27 protein-coding genes are annotated in these 25,919 nt (G+C 34.9%); 2 read left to right on the top strand and 25 right to left on the bottom strand.

The annotated features are described in order from the left end of the window. Positions 1-493 precede the first annotated feature (493 nt). Positions 494-1,312, top strand: coding sequence for a polysaccharide biosynthesis/export family protein (locus P8O16_RS18290; RefSeq protein ID WP_300317142.1), 819 nt, complete (start codon positions 494-496; stop codon positions 1,310-1,312). Between the two features lies 1 nt (position 1,313). Continuing rightward, entirely contained in the window at positions 1,314-3,749 is a 2,436-nt protein-coding gene (locus tag P8O16_RS18285) for a tyrosine-protein kinase (RefSeq protein WP_300317140.1), read from the top strand. 490 nt (positions 3,750-4,239) lie between these two features. On the opposite strand, the gene glmS is transcribed toward P8O16_RS18285, so the two are convergent. The 25 genes from glmS to P8O16_RS18160 form a co-directional block, all read right to left on the bottom strand. Beyond that, on the bottom strand, positions 4,240-6,081 hold the full coding sequence (gene glmS, locus P8O16_RS18280) for a glutamine--fructose-6-phosphate transaminase (isomerizing) (RefSeq protein WP_300317138.1): 1,842 nt from the start codon (positions 6,079-6,081) through the stop codon (positions 4,240-4,242). A 6-nt stretch (positions 6,082-6,087) separates the two neighbouring features. Then, a complete protein-coding gene (locus P8O16_RS18275; protein ID WP_300317135.1) occupies positions 6,088-6,837 on the bottom strand; it encodes a hypothetical protein in 750 nt (249 codons plus the stop codon). Positions 6,838-7,159: 322 nt separating this feature from the next. Next, on the bottom strand, positions 7,160-7,897 hold the full coding sequence (locus tag P8O16_RS18270) for a hypothetical protein (protein WP_300317132.1): 738 nt from the start codon (positions 7,895-7,897) through the stop codon (positions 7,160-7,162). A 121-nt stretch (positions 7,898-8,018) separates the two neighbouring features. Then, positions 8,019-8,354, bottom strand: coding sequence for an ElyC/SanA/YdcF family protein (locus P8O16_RS18265; RefSeq protein ID WP_300317129.1), 336 nt, complete (start codon positions 8,352-8,354; stop codon positions 8,019-8,021). 6 nt (positions 8,355-8,360) lie between these two features. Then, positions 8,361-8,609 (bottom strand): hypothetical protein, encoded by a 249-nt coding sequence (locus P8O16_RS18260; RefSeq protein ID WP_300317126.1) that lies wholly within the window; start codon positions 8,607-8,609, stop codon positions 8,361-8,363. Positions 8,610-8,770: 161 nt separating this feature from the next. Beyond that, entirely contained in the window at positions 8,771-9,799 is a 1,029-nt protein-coding gene (locus P8O16_RS18255) for a rod shape-determining protein (RefSeq protein ID WP_300317124.1), read from the bottom strand. Beyond that, complete coding sequence (locus tag P8O16_RS18250) at positions 9,781-10,833, bottom strand: ParM/StbA family protein (RefSeq protein WP_300317121.1); 1,053 nt, start codon at positions 10,831-10,833, stop codon at positions 9,781-9,783. Before P8O16_RS18250 ends, P8O16_RS18255 begins: the two co-directional genes overlap by 19 nt. A gap of 58 nt (positions 10,834-10,891) precedes the next feature. After that, a complete protein-coding gene (locus P8O16_RS18245) occupies positions 10,892-11,500 on the bottom strand; it encodes a sugar transferase (RefSeq protein WP_300317119.1) in 609 nt (202 codons plus the stop codon). A 31-nt stretch (positions 11,501-11,531) separates the two neighbouring features. Further along, entirely contained in the window at positions 11,532-11,906 is a 375-nt protein-coding gene (locus tag P8O16_RS18240; protein ID WP_300317117.1) for a holo-ACP synthase, read from the bottom strand. Next, the gene (locus P8O16_RS18235) at positions 11,896-12,555 is read right to left on the bottom strand and encodes a sugar O-acyltransferase (RefSeq protein WP_300317114.1); all 660 of its coding nucleotides are present in this window, start codon (positions 12,553-12,555) and stop codon (positions 11,896-11,898) included. The genes P8O16_RS18240 and P8O16_RS18235 overlap by 11 nt, the downstream gene beginning before the upstream one ends. Positions 12,556-12,622: 67 nt before the next feature. Continuing rightward, positions 12,623-12,766, bottom strand: a complete 144-nt coding sequence (locus P8O16_RS18230) for a hypothetical protein (RefSeq protein ID WP_300317111.1) — start codon at positions 12,764-12,766, stop codon at positions 12,623-12,625. 218 nt (positions 12,767-12,984) lie between these two features. Further along, the gene (locus P8O16_RS18225) at positions 12,985-13,809 is read right to left on the bottom strand and encodes a sugar-transfer associated ATP-grasp domain-containing protein (RefSeq protein WP_300317108.1); all 825 of its coding nucleotides are present in this window, start codon (positions 13,807-13,809) and stop codon (positions 12,985-12,987) included. 305 nt (positions 13,810-14,114) lie between these two features. Continuing rightward, positions 14,115-14,741, bottom strand: a complete 627-nt coding sequence (locus P8O16_RS18220; protein ID WP_300317106.1) for a YdcF family protein — start codon at positions 14,739-14,741, stop codon at positions 14,115-14,117. Between the two features lie 181 nt (positions 14,742-14,922). Further along, positions 14,923-15,501 (bottom strand): sugar transferase, encoded by a 579-nt coding sequence (locus P8O16_RS18215; RefSeq protein ID WP_367182840.1) that lies wholly within the window; start codon positions 15,499-15,501, stop codon positions 14,923-14,925. A 416-nt stretch (positions 15,502-15,917) separates the two neighbouring features. Further along, positions 15,918-16,568, bottom strand: coding sequence for an acetyltransferase (locus P8O16_RS18210; RefSeq protein ID WP_300317100.1), 651 nt, complete (start codon positions 16,566-16,568; stop codon positions 15,918-15,920). A 68-nt stretch (positions 16,569-16,636) separates the two neighbouring features. Then, the gene (locus P8O16_RS18205; protein ID WP_300317098.1) at positions 16,637-17,407 is read right to left on the bottom strand and encodes an SDR family NAD(P)-dependent oxidoreductase; all 771 of its coding nucleotides are present in this window, start codon (positions 17,405-17,407) and stop codon (positions 16,637-16,639) included. 393 nt (positions 17,408-17,800) lie between these two features. Then, the gene (locus P8O16_RS18200; protein ID WP_300317095.1) at positions 17,801-18,868 is read right to left on the bottom strand and encodes a 3-oxoacyl-ACP synthase III family protein; all 1,068 of its coding nucleotides are present in this window, start codon (positions 18,866-18,868) and stop codon (positions 17,801-17,803) included. Next, on the bottom strand, positions 18,868-19,092 hold the full coding sequence (locus tag P8O16_RS18195; protein ID WP_300317093.1) for an acyl carrier protein: 225 nt from the start codon (positions 19,090-19,092) through the stop codon (positions 18,868-18,870). The genes P8O16_RS18200 and P8O16_RS18195 overlap by 1 nt, the downstream gene beginning before the upstream one ends. A 76-nt stretch (positions 19,093-19,168) precedes the next feature. Then, the gene (locus P8O16_RS18190) at positions 19,169-20,299 is read right to left on the bottom strand and encodes a glycosyltransferase family 4 protein (RefSeq protein WP_300317091.1); all 1,131 of its coding nucleotides are present in this window, start codon (positions 20,297-20,299) and stop codon (positions 19,169-19,171) included. Between the two features lie 2 nt (positions 20,300-20,301). Next, positions 20,302-21,447: a GDP-mannose 4,6-dehydratase gene (gene gmd, locus P8O16_RS18185; RefSeq protein WP_300317089.1), complete on the bottom strand. Its 1,146-nt coding sequence runs from the start codon at positions 21,445-21,447 to the stop codon at positions 20,302-20,304. A 62-nt stretch (positions 21,448-21,509) separates the two neighbouring features. Beyond that, positions 21,510-21,851: a phosphomannose isomerase type II C-terminal cupin domain gene (locus P8O16_RS18180; protein ID WP_300317087.1), complete on the bottom strand. Its 342-nt coding sequence runs from the start codon at positions 21,849-21,851 to the stop codon at positions 21,510-21,512. 1 nt (position 21,852) lies between these two features. Next, the gene (locus P8O16_RS18175; RefSeq protein WP_300317085.1) at positions 21,853-22,851 is read right to left on the bottom strand and encodes a mannose-1-phosphate guanylyltransferase; all 999 of its coding nucleotides are present in this window, start codon (positions 22,849-22,851) and stop codon (positions 21,853-21,855) included. Positions 22,852-22,915: 64 nt separating this feature from the next. After that, positions 22,916-23,863 (bottom strand): GDP-L-fucose synthase, encoded by a 948-nt coding sequence (locus P8O16_RS18170; protein WP_300317083.1) that lies wholly within the window; start codon positions 23,861-23,863, stop codon positions 22,916-22,918. Then, complete coding sequence (locus P8O16_RS18165) at positions 23,853-25,082, bottom strand: glycosyltransferase (protein WP_300317080.1); 1,230 nt, start codon at positions 25,080-25,082, stop codon at positions 23,853-23,855. Before P8O16_RS18165 ends, P8O16_RS18170 begins: the two co-directional genes overlap by 11 nt. Further along, positions 25,083-25,781 (bottom strand): hypothetical protein, encoded by a 699-nt coding sequence (locus P8O16_RS18160; RefSeq protein ID WP_300317077.1) that lies wholly within the window; start codon positions 25,779-25,781, stop codon positions 25,083-25,085. It abuts the gene before it with no gap. Between the last annotated feature and the right edge of the window lie 138 nt (positions 25,782-25,919).

Here is a 25,919-nt window from a genome sequence, read left to right as displayed (position 1 = left end):
ACCTGGACGAGTTTTGTTACAAGCTCAACAGAAGATACTTCGGTCAAAAACTCTTTGACAGACTCATCATTGCTTCGATTTAATCATACTGGCAAGATTGCGGATATACATAATAATTTTAAAACTAATTTAGCCTTGAATCCTATGTTTTATCTAAAGATTCTTTGCCATTTGATTAAATTTTACTTGAAAAAAACAAATCACTAACAATTCAAACAAATAAAAAGATCAACTAGAAGTAGTTAAACCAGAAGACAATTTTGTTGTTTTAAAAAAATGGTGAACAATCACAGATTAATAAACATCAATAAGGCAATACTCACGAAATTAGGTTCAAAAGCAAAAAATGAATAAACTCAAAATAAATAAATTAAAGAAGAAACTCGGATCTAATTCATGTTAAAAATCAAAATAAATACATTTTATATACATTTTTATACACATCATTACAACACTGATTTGATATCACCATAGTGTTAAACATTTTTGCCCAATGATAAAGGTGATAAAGTTAAGTGTGATTTTGGGGATCTTAACAACTACGGTATTTTTGAATTCTTGCATTTCGAACAATTCGTTAGTTTATCTTCAAAACCTTGAAGGTGACCCGGGGTTGTTAGATGATACTTTAATTCCCTACGAAATACCTGATTATCAATTACAATACAATGATATCCTAAGCATCGACATCAGAACAACTGTTGATTTTATAAACAATGCTTTTAATTTCTTAGGGGAACAATCAAGTGTAACGAGAGGCGGAGGAATGACCGGAGGGGGAGATATTTATTACATGAATGGCTACACAGTTGACCGCACAGGCAACATCGACTTACCAATTCTCGGAAAAATAAATGTAGAAGGGAGTACTCTGGAGGAAGCAAAAGAAAGAATATTAATTGAGTTGAAGAAGAAAATAAATGATGAAATCTATGTCCGTGTAAAATTGGGCGGAATTCGTTATTCTGTTTTTGGAGAAGTACAAAGACCTGGAAAATTTACAATACTTCAGGACCGGCTAACAATCTTTGAAGCCTTGTCCAACGCAGGTGATTTTACCACATTCGCCAAAAGAGATGAAATTTTGATTTTAAGACAGTATCCTAATGGTACAAAAATTCACCGAATAAATTTGCTTGATAGAGACATTATTACAAGCCCATATTATTTCATTCAGACTAATGATCAAATTTACGCTGAACCACTAAAACAAAGAGAATTTGCTAAAACTGAAAATGCTAGTCAAAATATACTTTTAATAACAAGCGTGTTAACAACGATACTTTTATTAGTGAACATCTTAAACAATTAAAATGGATAATAATCAGAATAAGGCTCTTAAATCAGAGTCTGATATTTTAAATCCAAAACGAATAGTTAGCAAAGTTCTAGACAACTGGTATTTTTTTCTTATATCAATCATAATAGGGCTATTAGTTAGTCGGTATATCACCAATAATACCACAAGAATCTATTCAATAAACGGGACATTATTAATTAGCGAGGACCAAAACTCAATTGGATTCGATATATTTTCATCAGGAGCTCCGGGTCTAAAAAACACGCAATTACAAAATGAGATTGTTTATTTGAAGACTTATTCTTTGGCCTTAAAAACCATTCAAGGTTTAGACATCAATATTAGTTATTATAACGATGAAATCTGGGGATACAAGCCGCTTTTCAACGAAGAAATTCCAATTTTTGTCGAGGCAAACTGGAATGTCAATCAATTGAAAAACGTTTATTTCCAACTACTACCAGGTCCTGGAAATACCTATAGACTTAAACTATCCAATACCGAAAACGGCAGGATCTTTAATCGGAAAAATTTGGGTGTTGAATTTGATGGGGAAATTTCTTTAGAAAAAATCCCATCGGACATAATCGGAGAATTTGGGAAACCTGTAAAGACAGAATTTTTTGAATTTACCATCTTAAAATTAAAGGATTTCTCCAAAGATCTTTTCTTCAAATTCTCGGACGATAGAACTTTAGCAAATAGTTTTAGAAATTTAATTTCTATAGGACCGGTAAATAAAGAATCAACGGTATTGGAGATAAAGCTGGATCATCCAGACCGTTTCCTTGGTAGGGACTATATCAATTCATTAATGGGTACATTTTTGGAAAATGATCTGGATCAAAAAAACCTCAATGCCCAACAAACACTTGAATTCATAGAAGAGCAAATTCTATCAATTAATGACAGCATTAATATTTACGAAAACGAAATTCAAAATTTCAGGAAAATCAATCAAATTACAGATATCTCAGTGAAAGGAGAAAACATCCTAGCCGAATCTGTAAAACTAGGAGAAGAACTCAATAATCAGACGCTTCGCTCTGACTATTACAACTACCTAAAAACCTATTTGGACAATCCAGAAAATAGAGAATTATTAATTCCCTCAGTAGTAGGAATTGAAGACCCCATCATCAACTCAATGGTATCGGAATTAATAGGACTGCAGAACGAGAAGTCAGGACTAAGTGGAATCTTAATAGGAGATTCATTTTCTTACGCCAGAGCTCTAAATGATCGAATAGAAAACTTAAGAAATAATCTTAGGGAGAGTGTATCAAATGCAATTAAAAACATAAACAGTCAAACAAATAGACTTAGAGGCTTAATAGGATCTGTAGAAAATGATCTAAATCAACTTCCCGAGGTAGAGAAAAGGTTGATCTCTATTGAAAGACGGTACAGAATAAATGAATCCATTTACACCCTATTATTAGAGAAAAAGGCAGAAACTGAAATTCAAAAAGCTTCCACTACCACCAAACACCGAGTTTTAGATCAGGCGATGATTAACCCCACCCCTATCTCCCCTAATAGAGCCCGAAATTTAGCTTTGGGAGTTTCTCTCGGTACCTCTATTCCACTTTTCATCATTGTTTTATGGTCCGTATTCTATCACAAAATCACTGACACGAAAGAATTGGAAGATCAGTTAGACATACCAATCCTCGGCACACTTCCTCGGGAGAAAAGCCTAGTGGATTTATTAGAACAAAGTTCTAAATCTTCATCAACTGAATCCTTCAGAAATATTCGCTCGAATTTGGCCATTCGGTTCAATTTCAAAAATAAGGGGGTCATTCTTGTCACCTCTACCAAACCGGGTGAAGGAAAAACCTATGTAAGCATAAAACTTGCAAGCATTTATGCGGCCCTAGGAAAGAAAACCATTATTCTTGGGATGGACTTAAGAAAGCCCAGGATTCATAAAGAATTAAATTTGAAAAATGATAAGGGGGTTACCACGTATTTACTTCAGGAAGGAAATGATTGGAAAAGTAGTGTTCAAGAGACAACACAGGAGAATTTATTTATATTAAGTGCTGGACCATATTTGGAACGGAGTTCAGAGTTAATTAACACTCAAAAATTTGAGGATTTAATGACTGAACTCAAGCAAGAATACGATTTTTTGATAATTGATACCTCACCGATAGGGTTGGTATCAGAAACCCTTGAATTGACAAAATATGCTGATGTCAATTTGTTTTTGTTTCGACAAAATTTCTCCTTTATCAATCAAACTCAAATTGCAAATGACCTGAAAAATAAATTTGAGATCAAAAACTTATTTGCAATAGTGAACGATGTCCATAAAACAGGACTTGGTTCATACTACGGATATGGTTACGGGTATGGGTATGGATACGGTTATAAAGATTACAATGACCAAGAGCCATCTAAAATTTCACGAATAAAAAGCTTATTCACCAAGAAAGCATGATCAATTCTTATTTGATTATAATATCTCAATAAGGTTCATTTGCCAAAAGTCTATAATCAACAAATTTGTAATCAATTTTTATCTTTTCCACCTTCAGAAGGTGATAAACAATTAAATACAGGCTACCCTTGCGGTTGTGGATAATTAGGAAACCCTTAATTGATATACTACTCTATAAATCATGAATCAATTTTTTAGTCTTTAACCAAGTCCTTCCGCATTCCATAAAAAAACCATGCTAGCAAGCATGGTTTTTTTTATTCATCCAATATCTCCCAAAACAGTTTTACCTGTAATCATAAAAGCGACGGTAATTAAAAAAGAGAATTTTCATGTGTTTATAATTTGATTTTTATAGGTCATATGGAATCTCGCAGATTATAATCATCCCAGGGTGTGGCTTTTTAGTCATGCTCGATTTCATGATCATTTTTAAAACTTGGGTGAGTCATTATATATCTCCTAAACAAAAAACTATCGAGCATTTTCTTTATTCCACAGTTACCGACTTAGCCAAGTTTCGAGGCTGGTCCACGTTACAGCCCCTCAAAACTGCAATTTGATAGGCCAGAAGTTGTAGTGGGATGACACTTAATAATGGAGACAAATGCTCATTAACAGGCGGCAATTCTATCGTATGATCTGCCAGTTTGGAAACCAGTTCATCTCCTTCTGTGACGATGGCTATCACCTTACCTCCCCTTGCCTTTACCTCCTGAATATTAGAAACTATTTTCTCATAGCTTCCATCTTTCATGGCTATAATAACAACAGGCATTTCCGAATCAATTAAAGCAATTGGTCCATGCTTCATCTCCGCAGCCGGATAACCCTCGGCATGGATATAAGAAATCTCTTTGAGTTTCAGAGCGCCTTCCAAGGCAACCGGAAAATTAATTCCCCTTCCTAAATAAAGGAAATTTGAAGCGGAGGCATACGCTTCAGCAATACTAAAAATCGAATCAGACAGTTTTAAAACCTTTTCAACTAAGTGAGGGATTTCTTTAATTCCCTTTAAAAGTGCCAAATAACGCTCCGGATTCAAGTTTCCGTTTTCATAACCGAGCTTGATGGCGAACATGGCCAATACTGAAATTTGGGCACTAAAGGCTTTTGTTGAAGCAACTCCAATTTCAGGACCGGCATGTGTATAAGAACCAGCGTCTGTGACCCGGGCAATGGAAGAGCCTACTACATTACACACTCCAAACACAGTTGCCCCTTTACTTTTTGCCAAACCGATTGCCGCCAATGTATCCGCTGTTTCTCCGGATTGTGAAACGGCAATAATTAAGTCATTTTCGTTGATAATTGGATTTCTGTATCTGAATTCAGAAGCATATTCCACTTCCACTGGCACTCTGGCAAACTCTTCAAACAAATATTCACCTACCAAACAAGCATGCCAGGAAGTACCGCAGGCTGTCATGATTATCCGCTTGGCAGAAATCATTTTGCTCATGTGGTCTCTTATACCTCCCAAAGTCACAATCCCCTTGTCAGCATCCACTCTTCCCCTGAAGCAATCCTGGATAGATCTTGGCTGCTCAAAAATTTCTTTAAGCATAAAATGATCAAATCCACCTTTTTCAATTTCCTCCAATTCAAATTCCAATCTTTCAATAATAGGGTCCACAGCTTGTTCATCATTTGACTTGATGGACAATGACATATTTTTAATTGTTGCCAGTTCCAGATCCTCCAAATAAATTACATGCTTGGTATATTCTACAATTGGACTTGCATCAGAAGCTAAAAAGAACTCATTATTTCCAACACCAATAACCAAAGGGGAGCCTTTTCTTATTGCCACAAGCTGATCAGGATTGGACTCTTCAATAACAACAATCGCATAGGCGCCCACAATCGCCCGCGTAGCTAACCTAATTGCATCTTCAAGAGAGGTATTGGTCTCAAATTGAATATTTTCAATCAGGTTTACCAAAACTTCCGTATCGGTGTCACTTTGAAAATGGTAACCTTTGCTTTCCAACTCTTTTTTCAAAGATTCATAATTTTCTATGATCCCATTATGAATTAATGCTAACCTTCCACTTGAAGAGACATGAGGGTGAGCATTTACATCATTTGGTACTCCATGGGTAGCCCATCGCGTATGTCCTATTCCAATGGAAGCTGGAAATAAATCAAAGAACGAAACTTCATGCTTTAATATATTGACTTTTCCCTTCTTCTTTTTGATTTTGATACCTTCCGCTGTCATAAGTGCAATTCCTGCACTGTCATAACCGCGATATTCAAGACGTTCAAGTCCTTTTAATAAAACAGCAGCAACATTTCTGTAACCAGCATAAGCAACAATTCCACACATATTTCCTTATTGAGTTAACGAATAAATTAAGAATTTAAATTCTTCCAAAGTCATGAGATTTAGTGCTTTATTACGATTCTGATTAAGATCTTTAAACTCAAAAAATACATTAGAATCAGAGCTATAAAGACGGCCCAAGGGAAATTTTTTAGAAATAATTCCTATTCCGGAATCAACATCCACACAGCAGGAAAATAAAGTTTTACTTTGTCTTAATTTCAAAAAAGCCTTCCATGCAGTCCCGTACCAGCTAAATCCTGCAGGTGACAAGTGATATTCCCCCTTTTCTCTTGCATGCCATTCAGTCGGAGGATTACATCCCTGAATAATTATAAATCCATCTTCTTTTATAAAATCCAAAGCGCTGAGAACATAACTATATAAACTACCTGCCAAATGAAAGCCATTAATAAAAATCAAATCCCATTTTTTATCCGAATGCAAGATTTGATTATCACGCAGTGAATTAAAAAACTGATCATTCTCCATCTTATACAATGCGTTATTTTTAAGTGTAGTATCTTCATAAGCCACACTGATCTTTTGAAAGGAATTGACTTTATAAAAGACAGTTTCTAGATCACTTGCTCCCAATTCCAAATAACTTGTGACCCTATTTAATCTTTTTAAAATAAAATTAATAACCTCTACTCTATCTCCTTCCAAATACATTCGATTAATTTCCGAGTTTACAACTTTTTTATATTCAGGGTCGTTCAAAAAACGTTTTACAAAATCAAAATAATTCTTAAACATAATTTATTATTAGAATTTTATTAACAGTATTATAAAATATACAATTTTAAAATGTATTTTGTAGTAAAAAGGTTTTGGCAAAAAAGATCAACGTAAAAAAACTAGTATAAATATTTTTACTTAGGAATATACATACACTTTGAATTCATGTTTATAAGTCGAAATTGGTTTAAGCACTAGTTTAAAACAATAGAAAATTATGCTTTCACCCAATACGATAAAATATAAAGTAACAAGTAACTACTATCTTAACAAATTCCCGATGTACAACTCAAGAATATTAATCAACCAAACGATACATCTTAACATCATTCCATGTGTTCTATTGGCCAATAGTTAGATAGAACGGAATCTTGGAATAAGCAGGAGAACCCAAAACTAAACTAAGATCTAGAGCCTCAATAGGAACAGGTACACTATAGTTTAAATCTTCATAAATAAAATCTTGTGGAAGAAGACTATAATCGCATTCTTTTCGAAGACTATTGAAACATTGCTTGCTAAGCATAATCACACCCCTCCAACGGATCAATTTACCCGAGGCAGAAATAAATGCGGGCTCCAAAGAATCTGAAACACGAATAGATTTCAGGTTTTGGGATATTTCCAAAGGCAGGCTCCCAAAACTTGAATCATAGTCCTCACAAAATACCCAAGGTGAATCAACACCATTTATTACCTTTTCAACCAGTTCTTGGGATAGAAAATCCCTGTGATATCTACTACCAATCTGATTAAAAATAATCACATCTTCATCTCCTATCAGTAAAGATATCTTCTCGATCAAACTATACGGGGTCAAACTGGATTTAAAAATAACCTCTACATTATATTTCTCAAATAATTTAAGTTGGACATTAGTAAATTGATATGATTCATCATCCATAAAGAAGTAAATATGATAACATATTTTACCGAGATTATTTAAACTTTTTTCTATCAAACTATCCTCTAAAGAATTTCCAAATTCTGAAATTCTGTAGTTTTCAGAATTAATTAATTCTTTTTTATCTGATTTACAATAACAAAGTACACCGATAAATCTTGGATCTAAAGCCATTTTGAGTAACTAATAAATGATAATAATAAATGGATTGTTCACAATGAAAATTCTCTTAGGATTAGACATCCTTAACAACATCTTGTTTTATTTTAGAGCAGTTTAGAAATGGAGGAATTTATCATTTAAACACTTCTAAATCAATAACATTTAAGTAAGAAAAGCCTAACATGACCCTTATTTTAACACAGAGTAAACCTATCCATTCTTGAATTAAAATATTCAAATATTGGATAGCCCTAACTGTTGGAAATAAAATTGAACTATTTCCTGCAGGATAAATTTTTAATCTAGAATCTGATGGGGCAGGGAAAATCTCCAAGCCATAATTGAAAAATATGATTTTAGCCCTCGTGATGTGGCTGGCAGAAGTTAATAATAGTAAACTTTTCTCCTTTGGAAGGACGCATTCAAAATCACTGGCTTCGGATTCTGTATTGTATCCTAATTCCAACAAACTGATTTATAGAGGATTTACAACTTGTTCATTTGCGAAATCGGCATAAACTGATGACTGGGAAGGATAGCCTTCTTTTCCCCTTAAGGAAAATACCAATGTTTTTCTGGGATCTAAATTCCAAAGTCTAATCTCTTCAATACACCTTTGTAAAGCAGCGGTACCTAATCGCTGACTTACAGGTAATTCCGCTTCTGGAGTTCCACCAGAACCTAGTACTAAAATTAATTCACTATTTTCTGGGAGAAGTTTCAAGACCTTATGTTTCCGCTCTTCGAATCCTAACCAAAACCTTGAAAGTAGAGACAAAAACAAACAATAAAGAATGAAAATCAATCCAGTTAGTTTAAAAGAACCCTATATTGTAACCTGTTTTTTTAATTATGATAAAAAACTCATTCTAACTATCCCAATTATCAATTAAAAATAATTGAAGAATATTTTTTTTTATCCTTTAAAACAATGGATGTTCCTTTGATTACTGAAGTTAAAGGTTCTTCAACAGTATTAAACTTTAAACCAATTTTCGCTTTCAAACGGTCCACCAAACCCATCAATAAAGCTCCACCTCCGGATATATGTATACCATTAATATGAATATCTGAAGCAAGCTCTGGAGGCGCATTTTCCAGTACTTTAATAATCGTTTCCTCTATTCGGATAATTGATTTTTCAAGCGCATAAATAACGTCAGAATGACAAATTTTGACTGATTTGGGAATTCCTGATATAAGATCTCGACCAACTACGTTCCATACCATTAAATCAAATCCATCTTTTGAAGAACCTTCACTTACCTTGATTTTAATATCTTCTGCGGATCTTTCTCCAATTAAAAGATTATGCTCTCTTTTGAAGTAACTCCTAATATCGTTATTAAATGTATTTCCAGCTGTTTTTATGGATTGTTCCACTACTATTCCTGAAAGCGAAATAATTGCGATTTGGGTTGTACCTCCGCCAATATCAACTATCATGATACCTTCTGAAGAGCCTACATCTAGGCCAGCACCGATAGCTGAGGCTATAGGCTCATAGATCATTAAGACTTCACTGGCTCCTGAATTAATTGCAGAGGTTTTAACAGCTCGCTTTTCTACTTCTGTTATCCCCGTAGGAACAGAAAAAAGCATGGTTAAAGACGATGAAAATGGATTTTTTGATCTTAAACCAGTTCTATCAACAAAAGCTTTTATCATAAGCTCTGCTCCTGTAAAATCAGCGATAACCCCGCCTTTGAGTGGATTTATAGTTAAAATAGATCCATTTGTCTTTTCATGCATGATTTTAGCCTGAGAACCTGAGGCTAATAGAATTTTTGTATTTGCATCAATTGCTACAATAGAAGGTTCGTTCACTATTATATTATCATTAAAACAAATAAGGGTGTTGGCCGTGCCTAAATCAACACCAATTGCCAACGCCCTTAAGAATTTAAAATGCATTTATTAAGAATTTCTAAAGAACAAACAACAGTTGTGGAGTTACCCATATCAATCCCAACACTTTGAGCCTTATTTCCACCGTTCAGTTTGGAACTCCTTAAAAAGTAGCCTTTTGCAGCCAAATATTGAGGATCTTCCAGAACTTGCACATCAATTATATCTTTAAATTCTTCTTTGAACATTGAAACCAATTCGGGGTATAGAGCACCTCCTCCGGCAAGATAAATTCCTTGAGATTTTGAAAATTCACGATCTGTAAATGCTTTCTTAACTGTAGGGGATATCAGATTTTTATAATAAAGAGTCAAAACCTTATTTCTTAAATCTTTAATATCAACCTTTTTTCGATCCAGAAAAATATATCCATTTCTTAAAGCCTCATCCAGAAAAGTATCACTAATCATATTAGAAGGATATAAATTAAATAGTTCCTTTCTAAGAGCCTGCAAAGCATAAATGATTCCCTGAGAAGATGATGCTGTTCGTTGAAGGCCAAATTCTCCATTGGAATTACTATAAATAGTTTCGAACGTACCAAACCCCAAACTAAGAACCATGAAATCACCTTCGACTTTATAAATACTTCTAATTGCATGAGCTGATGCGGAAACCTCAGGGAGTATAGCTCCATTACTTACCTCTATGACCATCTTTTTTACCCCTCCATTTGAAAAAATGGAGGAATCAAACTCTACCAAATGATCTTTTAGCAAATTTTCAAGCGCCAAATCTTTATTTACTTGATAGGAAGCAAATGGAAATCCTGTAGTAACTGTAAGAGCATTGCCTAATTTGGAATTTTCAACTAATAAAGCCGAAGTCATCAACAATTTGTAATCCAAGTCATTAGGAGACGAATTAATTTCTTTATGGGGCTGAACCCCCTCATTAAGGGCTAGATCACCTACCATGAAAAAATCATTTTCGATTTTTAACTTCAAGCCCTTATGAATTTTTTCTACAAAATTATCCAGTAAAGCAGGGGCTGTTCCAAATACGCTAGGGATAGTAATTACATCAAATTGATTATTCATGATCTTGAATTGAAGTTTTTATTTTTTTCATTTGTGTTTTTTAAAAAACTTAATAACATTAATTGAATCCCTTAAATGGTTCCATTGTACGTTCAGAAGATTGATTTACGCCCTCCCGTTGAATAATTTTTAGAATAGTCAGCCAAAAAATTTTGAAATCAAGGGCAAAACTTAAATTGTCAACATACTCCACATCCAATTCAAACTTTCGTGTCCAGGAAATTTGATTTCTACCATTTACCTGTGCCCAGCCTGTAATTCCTGGTCTCACTTCGTGTCTGCGATTTTGCTCTGCGTTGTAAAGCGGAATATATTTCAGAAGTAAAGGCCTTGGTCCAATCAAACTCATATCTCCTTTTAGCACATTGAATAGCTGGGGAAGTTCGTCAATCGAAAATTTGCGAACATATTTTCCAAATAGAGTTAATCGCTCATTATCCGGAAGCAGTTTCCCTTCTTTATCTTTTCGATCATTCATGGTTTTGAATTTGATAATATAGAAGGGGACTTGATTTTTTCCCGGTCTTTCTTGATAGAAAAAAGCTTTACCTTGATTTTGGAGCAGCAATATTCCCCAAGTAAACATTAGTATTGGGCAAGCAAGAAGAATGATTAGAAGAGCTAAGAAAATGTCAATTAGCCTTTTTATATATACACGATAAACCATCACTTAATACAATATTTTAAAAACAATAGTATCATCCCACTAGATCCATAATTTGAACTATAGCAAACGCCATTGCCATGTTATTAGAATGAGAGATACTAACCGAAATTCTATAAGAAAATTGAGTTTCAGAATCAAGGTGAATTTTAACTTTAGGAAAAGATTTGTGGGGATCACTCACAATTTCAAGTTGCTTTACATTTAATTGAAGAAAAGGAGTGAATGCTTTTAGAACAGCCTCTTTAGCACACCAAATTCCAGTTAAAGTTTCCCAAGGTCTAACTTTTTGATTTGCATATTTTAGCTCTGATTCAAAAAACATCTTATCTATAATAATAGGTCTATTCTCATATAACCTTCTGAACCTTTCAACTGATTCCAAATCAGTACCAGCCTCAAGCATCATATTTAATAACGTTTATTGTATGATTGTATCTGTGAAAGACAACCTCATCACTTGTAACATTTTCTTCTAATGCCATACCAGCCATTATTTTACTACGATCACCGATCTTAACGTCAGCTATAGTTTCAGAATTTATCCCAAATAAATTTTCATCTTTCACTTCGGTGGAACCAAAAAAACTAACGTTTGGAATTAAAAAATTAAACTTTTCTATTTTGGTATTATGCCCCAAATTAGCTCTACTATTCACAAGTAAGGAATCACCCACAAAAGTATTAGATCTAAGATTTACATTAGGCGATTTAAGAACCTCTTGACCAATTCGTGCAATTGATAAAATGGAGATTGAAGGGTGAACATAGGATAGAAATTTTGCTCCTTGTTGGATAAAAAACTCCTTAAAAACCTTAATGTATTCCAGATTTGCTACGCCAATTAAACAACGTACATTATCTCTCCAGACGTGATGAGACTTGATTTTTCCCAAAGAAGGAAACTTAAAATTATACTTAAGATAATTTCCAAAATTATCAACGATAACACCCAGGATCGAAATCTTTTCTTTTCTACTTTCCAGACTATTCGAAAATGAGGTAAGGTCCACCAATCCTGAAGAGTGACCTTCGGAATTAATTAATATTAATTTCATTAGATGAATAAAGTTTATTTGATATTCCAATTCAATCACTTGATTCAATATGTAAATGAAAGGTATATTATCGAGCTAAATAAGCTCCGTAAACAACCATATTAGTTCCAGCAACCCATTTTGATGCAGGAGATAAAAGGTATATCGCAGCATTAGCTTCATTAGCTACTTCCACTAGTCCCAAAGGGTGTTGGTAATAAACTCGCCCCATTGCATCCTCATTTTTCGATATTCTGATTTTTTGGATAGGGGCGGATTTATAACGGATGGAGAAATAGCATTTTAGCGAATACTTTTTGCAGGAAATTCCATGGCCAAGGTTTTAACTATTTCGACTAAAACTTCTTTGATCATGGGATAAAGTGACTTCCCCGTTTATACTACCTTACTTATCACTGAGGAAATCAAAACTATACTCTTGTCTTCCTCTTAATTCTTAAATTTCAAATCATTGAAAAACTCCTGCTCTCCAAACCTAAACCATTGGTTAAGACTTTCCAGACTTGGGAAACCCAGAAGTTTTGGCCCTTCATCCTGAATTACCAATTCAAAACTTAGCAAGCCACGAAGCTCCAGTTTCTCATAAATACCCGAGATAAAGCCTGAAATCCCGCTCCAATCCGGAATAGCAATCTCGCTGAGACTATGTCCGGACAAAGGATGGTGAAGAATTGTTTTTTCAGAAGGAACCACCTGAAGCCCACAGTCGAGTGCAACACCAAGATCCGGATCCAGATTAATCCAGATCCCTCCTGCTCCCATAGAATCGAGCGGGGACGAAGAAGTTAACTGCAATGCTGCAGCAAATATCCTGACCTCATCGAGTTCGCTCTTCCAGGAAAGAATATTAAGCGTGCTGATCCCCATAGGTGCTATCTTTGACATGAATGGCGATTGCGTGATAGGCAACTCCAAATAGCTATACCCACCTTTTTCCATTAACATGCAAAGACTCTCCTGATTCAAATCATTCAGGCTGATAGCTGCAATACCTTCGCCGTCAACAGAATCCGATTTCTTCAAGATTACAAAGGAAGTGTTACTTTCAAATACGGCATCCATCAGGAAGGGCTTAGCTATCAATTCTTCCAAAGTAAAAAGATTGAAGGCCAATTCCTTGCTCAGCGTTTGTTTTAACTGACTTCTGTCGTCAAACAGTCCTTCATTTTGAATCCTTGATTTGGAATATTCTTGGAATAAAAACTCCTCCAAACCCGGACCACCTCTGCTCAAAATTCTAAATGTATGTTCCATCTGTTATTTAATAAATAAGTTTATGATCTATTCGTTTGATTGCTTAGGTTGAATAAAAGCTCGGGTTTGGATGCAAAATCTATCTAAGACGGTTTTATCCAGATAATTATCAGCTCGTCCAAAACCTTATATTTCAAACTTTTTTAACACAAAGGCCAGCGGTAACAGGAGAGGTCACAAAGGCTCTTGCTTCTTGCCCACCCCCTAAGCCCACGGCGAGCAGGCATGAAGTGGAAATTGTCACACCTTTCATCCTACATCGTTCATCCCACACCCGACAACGGTCATCCGGTAACCGAAACCCGTCATCTCCCCGAAACAGGAAAAAGTCCTGTTGCAATTCGCAGCTCTACCCAGAGAATCCCTATTCCTTCATGCAGTAGCGTATTCCACTTTATCAGAGAACTCAAGGAAGGAAACCAATTGATCCGATTTCCACCGGGATGAATTTTTATCAGAAAATCTGCCGGTGCGGGAATCACTTTGACTCCCAGCCCTTCGAATATTTTGGAAGCCCTACGTAAATGAATGGCTGAAGTCACCAAAACAATTTTCTTAACTTCTGGAAACTGTCCTATAAAATCAAAAGCCTCCGTTTCCGTCGTCACTCCTTTTTCGATCAGCCGGATCTGTGTAGGATCCACCCCATGCTCAAGCGCTACATCTGCATATAATAAAGCCTGAGAAGTATATCCTTCTCTCCCACGGGAAGAAAAAACCAATAATTTCTCAGGATTGAGTTTCCAAAGTCTAATCCCCTCTAGCGTTCGCTGCAAGACCGCATTGTCCAATCGCTGATAGACGGAAAGCCCATCCTCAGGCACTCCACCTGCTCCTAAGACCAGTAAGATGGAAACATCCTCAGGCACCTCATCCAGCACTTCATATCTCCTCTCCTGCCCTTGAATCAACTTAGAGCTTATGGGTGACATCAGGATCAAGAGAAAAACCAATCCAAGTAATTTTATAGACGACCTTATTTTCTTCTTGAAAATGAAAAAAAAGAGCGTCATGAGCAGAACAAACTCCACTGAAAAAAAGAAATTGGAAAACAGGCTTATCAAATCAAAAATGTATAAACTATAAAATTTAAAAGAAAATAAATAAAAGAGCTTAATTTAATCCATTGAAAGGCTCCATGGGCCTAGCCTCAGACTGATTGATTCCTTTGCGCTTGATAATTTTCAAAATGGTCATCCGGAAGATTTTAAAGTCCGAGCCAAAACTCAACCGATCCACATACTCCACATCCAATTCAAACTTCCGCGTCCAGGAAATTTGGTTTCTACCATTCACTTGTGCCCAACCCGTTATGCCTGGTCTCACTTCATGTCTTCTATTCTGCTCGGCAGTATAAAGCGGAATATATTTAAAAAGTAAGGGTCGAGGGCCAATCAAACTCATTTCTCCCTTAAGTACATTGATAAGCTGGGGAAGTTCGTCAATCGAAAATTTGCGAACATATTTTCCAAAGACCGTCAGTCGCTGATTATCCGGTAGAAGCTTTCCATTCTTATCCTTTTGATCATTCATAGTTTTAAACTTGATGATAAAAAAAGGAATCTGATTCCAGCCAGATCGCTCTTGAAAAAAGAATGCTTTGCCTTTATTTTGTATATACAAAATAAAGGAAGTAAGACGAATTAAAGGACATGATAATAAGAATATTAAAAGCGCTACTAAGAAATCCATATTTCTTTTAACCAATATTTTAGAAATCATGCTAATGGAAAGTCTGCTAAATTTTATTTTGAATTATAATCAAGGCACACTATTGCCACAGCTTTTGCCATATCATTGGAATGAAAAATACAGATTGAAAATTTTGAAAGGAATTATGAATTGAGATTTGTTTTGAAAATAACTTCTGGAAATCCCTACTATTCCTTGAAGTCTCGATTTTCTTTAAGTCTAGAGAATCAAAATGCATAACAATCTTTAAAAACATCTTTTGTGAACTAAAAAACTGTTAATATTTCTCAAGGCTTATTATTTTAATCCGCACAAACTAACTTTTAACTAAAAAAATTTTGACGGTATGAAAGTTTTTATTTCATACATATTCATGAATCGTTCTACAGATTCAATATCAGTACCCAATTCAAAAATCACACTTTTATAACACTAATTCTTTCTTTATAGCGATAAAAAACAACTTCGTCGTTACTTACGTTTTTTTCCAAAGTCATTCCAGCCATAATTTTGTTTCGGTCCCCTATTCGTATTCCTGGTATAGTTGCTGCATTAATACCAAATAAATTTTCATCTCCAACTTCAGTAAAACCCGAGAAACACACATTTGGGCTTAAGAAATTAAATTTTCCGATTTTGGTATCATGTCCTATACTTGCACGACTATTGACAAGAGAAAAATCACCAACATAAGAATTAGGACCCAAATTTACATTTGGTGAAATAACTACACCTTCTCCAAGAGTTGCCGATGAAGAAATAGATACTGATGGATGAATATATGAAGTAAACTTTGCTCCTTGTTTAAGAAAATAATTCACAAACTTTTTTCTGTATTCCAAATTGGCAATTCCAATGATATAGAACAGATCATGTCTTATTATATGAGTGGTGATTTCACCCAAAAAAGGAAAGTCAAAATTATACTTAAGATAATTACCGTGGTTATCATCGAGCAATCCGGCTATTGATATTTCGGAATCAACATTCTCATACTGATTGGAATAACGGATGTAATCAACTAACTCTGCAGCATGTCCTCCCGCTCCGATAATTATTGCTTTCATGATGCTAAGGAGATAATTTTTACTGATTGTATTGTGTTATTTGCTTCAATCTGTAAATGAAAGGCACATTATTTAGCTAAGTAACCTCCGTCAACAATCATATTTTCTCCTGTGATCCATCTTGAGGCCGGTGAAAGCAAAAAAACTGCTGCATTTGAAACGTCCTCAACCTCACCAATCCCGAGAGGATGTTGTTCCAGCACTTGTTTCATTGCCGCTTCATTTTTTCGATACTCAGAGTTTCTCGATAGAGGAGTGTTCACTACCGATGGTGAAATTGCATTAAAACGGATTTTTTTATCGGCATATTCAAGCGCAAGACTTTTTACCATCCCGACAAGAGCAGATTTTGTCATAGCGTAAAGAGATTTTCCTTTTTCGCCCACTTCACTCATCACTGAAGCAATCATGACCATACTCATTCCCTCAGAAGATTTGATTCCAACCTTCGTGAGTACTTGAATCATTGATATTGCTGAAAAAACATTCAACTGAAAAGCCTCCTGAACTTGATACTCTTTTAAAACTTTAAAGGGAATAGTAGGAGAAACTCCTGCTGCATGGACAAAGCCGTGAATGGGTGCATGTTGCTTTAAAAATGTTTCGAGCTCCGCATTGATCTGCAGCTCATCTCTCAGGTCCAAACTCAAGAAACCATGATCTTGACCATTTTCACAGAGCTTTACTGTTTCTTTCAAACGGTCTGCATCTCTGCCTAAAAGTAAAACTTTTGCTCCCTGCCCGGCACAGGCAATTGCGATCCCCTGACCGATCCCCGAAGAAGCGCCTGTAATCAGAATAGTTTTGCCTGTTAAGGAAAAGGGATTATTTGGATTCATAGATGGTTTTTAAAATAAGGAACAATGGAACACTGATCTTGCAGATTTACACAGATTTAATGGAACACAGATGACGCGGATTTAGCAGATTTACACGGATTTAATGGTACATAGACGACTCGGATCTAGCTGATTTTCACAGATTTTTTATTTCTTTTTTTTTTCTATTTTTTTATCTGCGACTTTCTGCCCAATCTGCGTCATCAGCGTTCTCTATTATCTGCGACTATCCGCACAATCTGTGTCATCAGCGTTCTCTATTGTCCGCGACCATCCGCACAATCTGTGTCATCAGCGGTCTATAAATGGAACACGGATGACGCTGATTTAACAGATTCATACGGATTAAAAAAATTCGCGACGATCAGCCCAATCAGCGTTATCTGTGTGCTATCATTCCTCCCCTACCTCAACCATATCACTAATCCAGCAATCCTGAAAATCCATCACCGCCGAAGCCCAGGACATGCCTACACCAAATCCACTAAGGAGAAGTTTTTTATTACCTGACAACTTCCCCTGCAATTGACTGACAATGGTCAAAGGAATAGAAACCGAAGAAGTATTTCCAAACTCACGAATACTAGAGGGTACTCTTTCTAAAGGTAGCTTCAACTTTTTGGCCAAGTATCCATTCATAAAAGCATTTGCCTGATGAAAGACAAAATAATCGATGGCTTCTTTCTCAGTCCCGGCAAAAGCCAGTATCCTTTTGAAATCTACAGGAATTTCTTGGATTACAAAATTGAAAACATCACCGCCATTCATCGTACCATGCTCATCTGTGGAAATATTCCCATAGTCATCCACTATTCTCTCCTTTACAGTTTCAGTAGAGCTTGGGTATCGGTATCCACCAGCTTTGATTTTAATCAAGTCCTCCTTATTACCATCTGTATTTAAGGAAAAAAAAGATTTACCAAACTTGGAATTTTTACCAATAACAGCTGCAATTCCACCATCTCCAAATAAGAAGGCAACTCTTCTATCTTTAGGGTGATAAGCTCTTGAGCGAGTTTCTCCGTCAAGCAATAGAGCCTTACGAATTTGGCCTGATTGTACCATTGAGAAAACAACAGAAAGCCCATAAACAAATGCAGAACATCCCAGACTTAAATCAAATGCCATTGTCTGCTTCGAGAGTCCAAGCCGAGCCTGAAGAATCACAGAAGTAGCCGGCATACGATAATCAGGAGTCTGGGAAACAAAAACTAGAAGATCGATCTCATCCTTATCAATCTTTAGATCCGCTATCAATTTTTCAGCAGCAGCATAACACAAATCCGAGGAGCAGGTGTCTTTTAGGGCAAATCTTCTTTCTTCAATCCCTGTTTTCTCAACAATCTCAGCCACATCTTGAGCAGGAAAATGCTCCGTATAGTCTCGATTGATGATTTTGTTAGCAGGTACTGCAGCCGCTAAGCCTAAAATTCCAACCTGATCAAATTGCAGTAAAGGCATTACTGATCATTTTTAACATGGTCAAACAATTCCTGCAGCGTGGTAATATTCTCAAAAACTTCCGATTGAATAGTAACTCCAAAGTTATCATCCAACTCAGCAATTAAGGTCAGAAGTGCCAAAGAATCCCACTCATCAAACTCTTTGAATTTATCTGTAAGAGATACTTCTCTATCTTCGATTTCTAACGCTTCTTTAATTAGGTTAATAAATTTTTCTTCCATCCTTTTAATAAATAATTGGTTTTATGTTGATTTTTAATTCTCTTAAATGAAAATATATTTTACTTGGATCAGGAGATTATAAAAATTTAATAGCATTTAAAGATATATATTTTAAAGAAGATTCTACTGCTTTCATTCTGAAAGCCATTAATTGATTTTTGTCGGACAAAATCCCATCAATAAATTGAATCATATTCTGCAGTTCATTTTCTTGAAAAACAACACCAATTTTTTCGACTTCCACTAGATTTGATAGAGCTGATTCCTTTGGTGCCACACATAAAATGGGTGTCCCAACAGACATTAAATTATATGTTTTACTTGGAATACTTAGGCCTGAAGCTTCATTACCAACAGTCACAAGTGCCAAATCAGCTCCAGATAAAGTAAAAGGTAATAGATTCGCATCTTGCCATGGCATTATTTTGATATTCCGTAATTTCTTTTTTGAAATGGAAGCTTCTAAGTACTTGTATTTATCACCCCCACCAATTAACAAGAAAAAAATATTTGTGTTTATCTGGAAATGGTTGGCTAAGTGTACTAATATTTCTACTGGGTGGGCTTTCCCCATATTTCCTGAATACATTACTATAAAATTATCTTCAATTTGATGGGTTTTTAGGAATGAGTTTTCTGATTTAGGAATGGGTTTTAAAAATGAGTTATCTGTCCAAATAGGTACAACATTTACTTTATCATTAGTAACATATTTAGTCAATCGCTCTTGCATTCCATCGGTAATTGTACTGATTTTTCTTGCTTTTTGATAGACCTTTATATTTATGCTTTCCCATATTTTGATAATCCAGGAATCTTTTTTAAAATAGCCGAATTCAACAAAGGCATCCGGGTAAATATCATAAACTAGAATGTCAAAAGAATTTTTACAAAACAAAGGAATCAAAGCAGTAAATGGAGGATTTGACACTAAAAACAAATGTGCTTTGGGATATTTAAACCTGATTAGAAATAGAGCTTTAATGAAGGCCCAAAACCAAGTAAATATTCTTTTAACACTTGATGATCTGTCATAAGTAATTAATTTTTCGACTTTAACAGTATCATCCAATTTTTTATTCCGTGGATTTAAGAAACCCGTTAGAAGAATCCTTTCATCATAATTATCTTTAAAAGCATCAATGATATCAATCATTAAATAACCAGCACTTTGATTGACAAAAACTATTTGTTTTTTTTCACTCATTATTATTCAGCTTGTCTCAAAACTGCATGCCCCCCTTTAGATAAATGTATGTCTTTTTGAAATAATTTCACATCAAATGCCATCATCTCTTCAACTAACCTTTGTAAATTATATTTTGGTTTCCAACCTAATTTGGTTTGTGCTTTTGTAGGATCTCCAATCAAAAGTTCAACCTCGGTTGGTCTAAAATAGTTTGGATCCACTTTTACAACCGCCGTATTTAATGCCATTTTAAAATCTTCCACCTCATTTCCTGTTGCCTTTTTATATTGGACAGCATCAATTTGGTCTAAAACTCCCTCTTCATGGATTCCATTTCCTTCAAATCGAAGGGTTAAACCAACTTCTGCAAATGCCAATTTTATGAATTCTCTCACTCTTGTCGTTACACCTGTTGCAATTACATAATCTTCAGGATTTTCTTGTTGTAAAATACGCCACATTGCTTCTACATAATCTTTTGCATGACCCCAATCACGTTGGGCATCTAAATTTCCCATGTATAAATCACTTTGTAATCCCAAAGCAATTTTGGCTGCGGCACGCGTGATTTTTCTTGTTACGAATGTTTCGCCTCTTAACGGAGATTCATGATTGAATAAAATACCATTACAAGCATACATATTATAAGCTTCACGGTAATTTACTGTAATCCAATAGGCATACATTTTCGCTACTGCATAAGGCGATCTTGGGTAAAAAGGTGTCGATTCGCTTTGCGGCACTGCTTGCACCAAACCATACAATTCAGAAGTTGAAGCCTGGTATATTTTTGTCTTTTTTTCCAACCCTAATAGCCTAACCGCTTCTAAAATCCTTAAAGTACCTATTCCGTCAGCATTAGCTGTATATTCAGGAGTATCAAAACTAACTTTTACGTGAGACATTGCCGCCAAATTATAAATTTCGTCTGGTTGTGTTTCTTGAATAATCCTTGTTATATTCATAGAATCAGTCATGTCGCCATAATGTAATTTTAGCCTTACGTCTTTTGCATGTGGATCTTGGTATAAGTGATCAATTCTGTCCGTATTAAACATTGAGGCTCTTCTTTTTACACCATGAACCATATAACCTTTTTCAAGTAAAAGTTCTGCTAAATAGGCACCATCTTGCCCTGTAATTCCTGTTACTAATGCTGTTTTCATGTTTTATTCTTCTTGTTAAATCGTTTAAATGTTTACTTTTTATATTAAAGAATTAAACTTTTTTAATTTCTATTATAATCATCTTCAATTCGTACGATATCTGATTCCTCAAAAGATTCTCCCCATTGCACTTCAATAAAAACCAGATTTTCATTTGTTGAATTTTGTATTCTATGCTTTGCTTTTAGCGGAATAATGGCGACCTCACCTACTTTATAGACTTTATCAATGCCATCAATTGTAATGAGTGCTTCGCCTTCCACAATGGTCCAAACCTCGGCACGGTGAAAGTGATATTGATACGAGAGTCTTCCACCTGGTTTAACCACTATTCTTTTTACTTTGTGGGTTTTGCTATCGTCTAAAACAAAATATTCACCCCAAGGTCTTACATCGTATTCCATTTTATTCAATTAATTTTTTATTTGTTTGGAGTAATCTTTCATATATTTTTTTGACCGATTGTGATTCTGCAATTGGCATCACTAAAATGGCATCGCCACTTTGTATCACCATCATGTTTTCAAGTCCGTGTAATTCAACATGTGCTGTTTCCGCAATAATAAGATTTGAATCTTGCACGTAAGCACCTCTTAATGCGAAAAATTCGTAGAGCGCTTCGAATGAACCTAAATCTGACCAATCAAAAGTTCCTTTGACTATTTTGATTTTTTGAGATTGTTCCATCACTGCATAATCGATACTTTCAGATGGGATTTTCGATGTTGCCTCTTCGTCTAAAAAGTCACCACTTTTTAGTTTCATGACGTTTTTACAAGCTTCTAAAATATCAGATCGAAATTTATTTAACTCTTCTAAATAGGTTTTGGCTTGAAAACAAAAAATACCACTGTTCCAAAGATAATTTCCTTTATCCAAAAAGTCTTTTGCTTTGTCTAAGTCTGGTTTTTCATGAAAAGCAACCACATCTTCTCCATTGCTTTGGATATAGCCATAACCTGTTTCTGGTTTACTTGGATTAATACCAAACGTAACCATATGTCCTTTGCGTGCCCATTCAAATGCCTTGTTAACTGCTTCTTTATATGCTTCTTTGTTTTCAATAATGTGATCGGATGGTGTTACTAGCAATAAATCTTCTTCATTAACCGAAAGTGCTGCAAAAGCAATAGCCGCGGCAGTATTTTTAGGCTTTGCCTCAGCCACTACTTGAAAGTTTGTGGACACATTCTCTTTTAAAACACTCAAAGTCAATTCATAATTATCAATATTCCCAATTACTAGTACCTCATCACATATATTTTCGTTGTTTGCAATGGTTATTTCAAATAAGCTTTTACCATCAAAAAGTGGAATGTATTGCTTGGTTCTTGATTTTTTAGATAATGGCCATAAGCGGCTTCCTGAGCCACCTGATAATACTACGTGAATTTTTTTAGGCATTTTTTCTTAATCGTTGATTACAGATTTGTCCATGGGTTTGTAATATGAAGGAATATCATACATTTTACATTTTCACTTCTTTGTATTGGTTAGAGTGTTCTAAAAACCATTGGTATGTTTTTTGAATTCCTGATTCTAAATCAACTTTTGGACTCCATCCTAATGATTTTAGTTTGGTTACATCCACCAATTTTCTTGGAGTACCATCTGGTTTAGAATCATCCCAAATTATTTCTCCTTGATGACCTACTGTTTTTTGTATCAGTAGCGCTAAATCTTTAATTATCAAATCTATACCAGTTCCTACATTATAAAGATTGTCATCTAATGTATTTCCTAAGGCAAATAGGACTGCTGCTGCCAAATCATCTACAAATAAAAACTCCCGCATCGGTGTTCCTGAGCCCCATAAAGTTACTGGAGCATTGTTGTTTAGTTTTGCTTCATGAAACTTTCGTATCATGGCTGGTAAGACGTGCGAAGTTTCCAAGTCAAAATTATCATGCGAACCATACAAGTTAGTTGGCATTAAACTCACAAAATCTTTATTAAACTGCTTTCTAATAGCTTCACAAGCTTTAACTCCAGCTATTTTAGCAATCGCATACCATTCATTGGTCGGTTCCAACGGCCCTGTCAAAAGATAATCCTCCTTTAAAGGTTGAGGAGCCATTTTAGGATAGATACAAGAACTTCCCAGAAAAATGAATTTCTCCACTTCGTGGCGATGAGAGGCATCAATCAGATTATTTTGAATCTGCATATTTTCCATCAAGAATTGATACGGAAAATTATTATTTGCCAATATCCCCCCCACTCTCGCAGCTGCATCAATTACCACGACTGGTTTTTCTGAGTTAAAAAACTGGTTTACTTGCTCTTGATTTCGCAAATCAAGTTCTTGACTTGTTTTACCAATTAAATTTTTAAAACCTTTTGCTTCGAGAGCACGCCAAATAGAAGAGCCTACCATACCGCGATGGCCTGCGATGTATATTTTTTTAGTTATCATTTAATAATTTTTGCCTTGATACTTGTTCATAAAGTCCTAAATACTCTTTGTATCTATCCTCCTTATTAAAATACTTTTCAGCTCTAAGTCTGCATTTTTTTGAAGTTTCAACTGAATTATTTGTACACCACTTTTCAATAACTTGTCTTAATGATTGAATGTCTCCTTTTTTTACAATTTCACCTGTTTCCAAATCAATCGCCTCAGGACTCCCTCCTGTATCATACGTTATAACCGGAGTCCCACATGCCAACGCTTCCAAATTGGTTGTTGGAAAATTATCCTGATACGTGGGATTGACAAAGACATCGGCCAGGCTATACCATTCAGCCAATTCCTGCACGTTTTCAGTCCGGGTAATACCCAACATCCCATCAGGCAGGTTTGAAAGTTGAGTTTTACTTAGCCCTATCAATACAATTTTAAAATCCTCACTTAGCTGGGAATGAAGCTGAATAAAATCATCGAGTCCTTTTCTTTTGTCCCAAATACTAGCAACTCCCAAAATTACATTCTTGTCTTTAATGTGATATCTGTCAATTAAATAGTGATCGTCAGACACCGGACTAAAATGATCTAAATCTACGCCATTATGTATGCAGGTGACTGGATGGGTTAAAAAAGATTCAGAAACAAGATTTTTCAACCAATTTGAAGGAGTGACTATTTGTAAGTTTTGGACCTGGTTAAAAATTCTTTTTTTGTCATTAAAATTCTTAAAAGAATTATCCAACCCAATTGATTGAGGGTACATTTTAGTTTTGGGACACTTTTCACATTGAGTTTTCCATTTTTCACAACCTACCGAATCAAAATAAGTGCAATGCCCTGTAAACGACCAACAATCATGCAAGGTCCAAATAACTGGAATGTTATTATTTTCTATATAATTAAATAATATTTCGATATTAATATAATATCCATGAATGTTATGTAATCCAATCACATCGGGTTTTATGGCATCAATATTTTTAATTAATTCTTTGGTAGCATTTATTGAACCAAAACCATGGCGGTCTATTAGTAAAGTCAATATACCATGCCAATTAACATCTTTATTGGTACCTATTTTTATTTTTTTAGACTGGCTTTCGTTATCACCTCTTCCAAAAGCGATGTAGCTTTCGTGTCCATTTACGATTAAGACACTTCCAATATCTTCTGCAATTCTGCCTGTGCTTCCGGAATTAACAGTTGTATTGATCTGAAGGATTTTCATTTAATTTTCAAACTGTTTAGAAAGAACATCTTTAAATAAGTTTTGAGCAGTTGTCATTCTTTTATTGTTTTTTAAAAGATTTTTAACTATTTCTTTTTTGGCCGTTCTTTCTTGATTCGGAGTTGATGAAAATCTTAAAGCATGATCGTGTGACATCTTGCTTTGCTTTTTTTCTATCAAATTATCACCAACAAATTCTGAAATTAAATCATAGTCTTTTTGAGTTATTATTAAATTAGGAACGGCTTGTTCTAGACATAGAAAAAACAATTCAGGTTTTTTAATGGATGATTCAAATGATATAATATTAATTGTATCTAACTTCATTTTTAAGTATTGAAAATAATCAATGTAATCATCCACATATCTTGCAACCGTTTTATAATTTAGTATTAGGCCTGGAATATCCATCACAATTAGAGATGAAATTGATTCAAGTGGTTCTCTAACTATTATAATGACTGGTATTTTGTTTTTTATCGCAATTTTTAAAGACGCGACACAATGTAAATGGTGACTAAACCTTACTGTGGGAAAAATATATTTAAATAAACTTGTTAAATACGAATTACCGCTTCGAGGGTAACCATCAAAATAAAAAAAATCCTCATTACTAGGAACTGTAAGTTTACTTTTCCTAAAGTATTTAAGCCAAATCACATATAAAAAAGGAAAAGATTTAAACCATTTTCGTATCATATTATTTCTTTATTTTATTAAGGTTCTACCCTTAAGTTAGTGGGGATATAAGTTTAATCCTCCGTGGAAAAAGAGGATTGCACTTCTAAAGTTGGTAAAAGTTCTATAGCCTTTACCTACAGTTTTGAGCTCTTGGAT

Origin of the sequence: Algoriphagus sp. (assembly GCF_029254265.1) — a bacterium.
GTDB lineage: Bacteria > Bacteroidota > Bacteroidia > Cytophagales > Cyclobacteriaceae > Algoriphagus.
The sequence above is the reverse complement of the archived record's forward strand: the minus strand, read 5'-3'. Positions and strand labels throughout refer to the sequence as shown.